The organism is Candidatus Aminicenantes bacterium, from assembly GCA_026393795.1.
In the GTDB taxonomy this organism is placed as follows: Bacteria; Acidobacteriota; Aminicenantia; order UBA2199; family UBA2199; genus UBA2199.
On sequence record JAPKZL010000319.1, the window covers coordinates 1 to 4,250 of the forward strand.

Genomic DNA, 4,250 nt, shown 5'->3' on the forward strand with positions numbered 1-4,250 from the left:
TCGTGGATCGAGCCGTCGGCATGGGCATGGAGGTGCTGGTGGGGCTTGTTCTTGATCGCCCGGTGCAGCCCCCAGACGAGATAGGCGAAGCCGAAGCCGATGAAGAGCCAGGCGGCGGCGTTGCCGCGCCACGATTCGGCCAGCTCGAGCCTGCTCACGGCGATGCCCAGGGCCAGGCCGAGAAAGCCCAGCACGACCGAGCTCAGCACGTGGCCCAAACCCGAAAAGAAGGAGATCAGCAGGGTTTTGCGCAGCGGCCACTGCCGGGCTTTGGCCATGGCGATGAAGGGGAGGTAGTGGTCGGGACCGACGAGGGTATGGAAAAATCCCAGGAAGACCGCTGTGCCTGCCAGCAGCCAGATTTCGTTGCTTATCATGAATTCTTCCGGTTTCCCATCGTATTTGGAGTCCGCATTATATCACAAAATCCGTTTTACCGCCGCTGCTGCCGGGGCGGCATATGGTTATTTTTTCGCCGCGACCCGCGGGGGCCGCGTCATTTGCGCAGCGAGGCTTTGGAAAAAACCGAAGCCGGGATGTCTTCGGAGAAAGCGATCGATTCGAGGATCATTTCGGTCCCCTCTCCTTCCTTCAACACATCCTTGTATGTCGCCCGGCGCGGCAGCCATCTCCCTTCGACCTTCATCATCTCCTGGACCAGGACCTGCTTGAGGAGCTTGCCGCTTTTGGCGTACAGGTCCTCCTTGACGATAAAGAAGCGCTCGCGGTCCACCCAGACCGTCCGCTTGTCGTAAGCCACACCCTCCTTTTTCGCCTTCAATTCCAGGACCCAGGCGGGGCGGCCGGCGACCGTTTCGCTGCCCACGATTTGCGCATTGTACTGGTGCTGAAGATAAGGGTCCTCCATCATATCCTCGTAGGACAGGTCCGAACCCATGACCGACTGGCGCAGCATGTGCCCGCTGATCAGAATGGTGCGGTCCGTCGCCGGCGAATAGGTCCATAGCTGGTCGCCCAGCTTCAGCATTTTCGTCCCCTGGTCGCGGGGCGGGGCGAGGTACTCGGTGAACGAATCGCCGAGGTTCCTTTGCCACGATTTCGCCTCGACAGTCCTTTCGCCGCGCCGGCCATGGATGACCAGCTTGGAGACGACGACTTTGCTGTCGGCTATCGTGTTCTGATCCACCCTTTCGATGATCTGGCCGGCGGTCGGCTCTTGCGGCAAAAGCAGCGCCGGTAAAATCAGCAGCAAAGCCAGGGGTGCGTGTTTCATGCTTCGAGCTCCTTGAACAGCTGCGCTGTCCGTCTTTTGTAGATGCCGACGCCGGCGATGGAAGCCCCCAGGACGGTCGAGATGATCCCCGGCGCGAAGCCGATGATGAAGCAGCCGGGGGTGACCCGGGCATGGTAGACGCTGGGCACCATCATCGCCGAATTCCTGAACAGGGAACTGAAGTCGAGGCCGTGCACCTGCATCAGGTAGGCGAGGCCGACGCCGGCCAGCGTCCCCAGGACCGAGCCGAAGATGCCGATAGCCAGGGATTCCAGGATCAGGGTTTGGTAAATGTGGCCGTTGTTCTCGCCGACCGCCAACCGCACGCCGATCTCGCCGTAGCGGCGCAGGCTGCCCATCAAACCGGCGTTCCACAGGACGATCGACATGGCCAACACGAAGATAGCGATGATAATGATGCCCATCGAATCGACCAGGGACAGGTAGTCGCCCAGCCCGCTTTCGTCGGGCAGCGTTCCCATGCGCGGCGAAAACTTGTCGCCGGGATTATTGAATTCCCGGTTGAATGATGCCGCCATAAGTTTCGCCGCCTCGTCATGGTACACGTCATCGGGGAAAAACCCGACGATCTCGCCGGCCGCGTCCTCCATGTCCAGGGCCGACTGGATGTCCGCGACGTCGGCGATCATCGCGCCGCGGTCCATGGCCGCGACGCCGAAGCGGACCGTTCCCGCGATCTTAAAATTGGCCATGGTCATGCTGCCGTACATGGTGGAGCTGATCAGCGTCGCCGTGGCGCCGGGGGCCACGTTCAGCTTCCTGGCGAAATCGTCGCCGATCAATACGTCGCCGGGACGTTGGGGCATGGCCCCGCGCACGATGGCTTTGCGGATGTCCAGCAGCCTGGGTTCGGGGCTGCTGGTAGAGAACAGGTCAACCGCCATGCCGCTGGCCGGCCCCTGGGTCTTCGTTTCCCCCTTTTCGTCGGGGATGTCCAGCAGGCCGCCGAACCTGATCCGCGGTGTCCAAACCATGGCTGGAAATTTCGCCCGCAGCGTCTGCAGGGTCTTGGCCAGCCCGGTCAGGGCCAGGTCGTTCGGGTTCTGGTCCGCCTCCTCGGCATAGGCCCGGGTCAGGACGCGCACATGCCCGGTCTGGTAGTGGGCGGTGGTGCCGACCATGTCGCCGATGACCCCGTTCATGAATGCGTACATGAAGACGGCCAGGAAAACGCCGAAAAAAACGGTCAGCAGCGGGAATAGGGAGCGCGAGCGGTCGCGCAGCAGGCCTTTCAAGAAAAACACGATCATGTCAGTTTCCCCCTTAGGGCGTCGGTCGGCTTCAATTTGGCGATCCGACGCGTCGGCAGGTAGCTGACGATCGTGGTCACGATAAAAACCAGCAGCGTCGTGCCGATGACCAGGCCGACGCTGAAGACCGGAAAGATGCGGTTGCCGATGGCAAATCCGAAATTCCCCGTCGCCTCGGGCAGACCGTAGCCGGCGGTCGCGACGTAAGCCAGCAAGGGCACTCCGTAGGCGGCGGCGACCAACGCCGCCAGCACGGCGTGCATGGCCCCTTCCAGGGTGAACAGCTGGATGATCTTTGCCCGCGTCATGCCCAGGGCCATCAGGGTGCCCATCTCCTTTCGTCTGCGGAAGATGGACAGTATCTGCGTATCGAAAATGGCCAGCATGGCCAGCAACAGCAACAGGATATAAAAAATACTGCCGCCGATCGACTTGGACAGAAAGAGCGCCCGCAGGTCGCGCAGCAGGAAGCGTAGGTCACGGTGCTGCCAGCCGGGGACCGCGGCCCCGAACAACGAGCCTTTTTCCAGGACCACGATGGTGGCTTCACCGGGCATGGCCGTCATGGCGCGCATCTTCTCAATGGGGATCCAGAGCTGCCCGCTGTCGATGTCGGCCACGTTGGTTTTCATTACCGCGGCAACTTTTAGATCGTCGGCGTCGAAGGTGCCTGATGCATCCCGCCAGCGCACGGTGACCTCGTCGCCGACCTTCAGGCCGGTGCTTCTGGCCATGCGTTCGCCGATCAGCGCCGGGATGGAGCCCTCCGGCGCCACCACCAGGGCGGAGGTGGGGATGGTCAGGATGCGCTGCCCGGGTGGTATCCCCTTCAGCAGTGCGTTCTGGAAGCGGCCGTTGGGATAGATCGTCGCTTGCCGGACCAGGATGGGGAGCGCCCTGTTCGCCGCGATCAGCCGCTGCAGCTCGTCCGGGACCCTGGCATGAGCGTCGTTCAGCGCCAGCGGATCGAGCGGATCGTAGCTGCCTTGCCAATACTGGCCGCCGCCGTATTCGGCGTCCTTCGTCGCTTTTTCGACCTGCTCGTTCATGCCGTTGTAAAGGCCTTGCAGAAAAATGATGGCCACGAAGGAAAAGGAGAGGGCGACCACGTTCAGCCAGGTGCGCAGGCCGGCGCCGAAAATGTTTTTGCAGGCTAGTCTGGGGATGATCATTTTCCCGCCTCCGGCTTCGCGATCTCGTCCTTCTCGACCCTGCCGTCGTTCAGCGATATTTTTCTTTTCAAATAACGCATGACCTTTTCGTCGTGTGTGGCGAAGACGAAAGTCGTGCGCAGGCTCTCGTTCAGATCGACCATCGTCTTCATGATGTGGTGCGAATTGGCCGCGTCGAGGTTGGCGGTCGGCTCGTCGGCCAGGACGAGCTCCGGTTTTTTGACCATGGCCCGGGCGATGGCGATGCGCTGGCTTTCCCCGCCCGACAGCTGCGCCGGCCGCGAGCGCGCCCGGTCGGCCAGCCCGACCCAGTCCAGGGCCTCCATGACCATTTTTTTCCGCTGCCCGGCCGGTGTTTTAAGCAGCAGCAGCGGGAATTCCACGTTTTCATAGGCCGTGTAGACGGGCAGTAGATTGAAGGTCTGGAAGATGAAGCCGATGGAATGGTTGCGCAGCGCCGCCGCGTCGCGGTGGGACAACTTCTCGACCTTGCTCCCCAGCACTTCCGCGCTCCCGGAGGTGGGCGTGTCCAAAGAGCCGAGAATGTTGAGCAGGGTGGTCTTCCCGGAACCG

At 61.9% G+C, this 4,250-nt stretch carries 5 protein-coding genes; all 5 read right to left on the bottom strand.

Features of this window, described 5'->3' with window-relative positions; translation table 11 throughout:
- The coding region (locus NTW95_15555) for a hypothetical protein (GenBank protein MCX6558821.1) at nt 1–377 on the bottom strand (377 nt) is incomplete at its 3' end.
- Between the two features lie 119 nt (nt 378–496).
- Nucleotides 497–1,234 carry an outer membrane lipoprotein-sorting protein gene (locus NTW95_15560; GenBank protein MCX6558822.1) on the bottom strand — a complete coding sequence of 246 codons (738 nt, stop codon included), beginning with the start codon at nt 1,232–1,234 and terminating at the stop codon, nt 497–499.
- A complete protein-coding gene (locus tag NTW95_15565) occupies nt 1,231–2,505 on the bottom strand; it encodes an FtsX-like permease family protein (GenBank protein ID MCX6558823.1) in 1,275 nt (424 codons plus the stop codon). The genes NTW95_15560 and NTW95_15565 overlap by 4 nt, the downstream gene beginning before the upstream one ends.
- Nucleotides 2,502–3,677 (bottom strand): FtsX-like permease family protein, encoded by a 1,176-nt coding sequence (locus tag NTW95_15570; protein ID MCX6558824.1) that lies wholly within the window; start codon nt 3,675–3,677, stop codon nt 2,502–2,504. The genes NTW95_15565 and NTW95_15570 overlap by 4 nt, the downstream gene beginning before the upstream one ends.
- Nucleotides 3,674–4,250: ABC transporter ATP-binding protein (locus tag NTW95_15575; protein ID MCX6558825.1), on the bottom strand; the 577-nt coding region annotated here is incomplete at its 5' end. The genes NTW95_15575 and NTW95_15570, both read right to left, overlap by 4 nt.

Coding starts and splice junctions, on each gene's coding strand:
- NTW95_15560 (MCX6558822.1), bottom strand. CDS start 1,234: ATGAAACACGCACCCCTGGCTTTGCTGCTGATTTTACCGGCGCTGCTT.
- NTW95_15565 (MCX6558823.1), bottom strand. CDS start 2,505: ATGATCGTGTTTTTCTTGAAAGGCCTGCTGCGCGACCGCTCGCGCTCC.
- NTW95_15570 (MCX6558824.1), bottom strand. CDS start 3,677: ATGATCATCCCCAGACTAGCCTGCAAAAACATTTTCGGCGCCGGCCTG.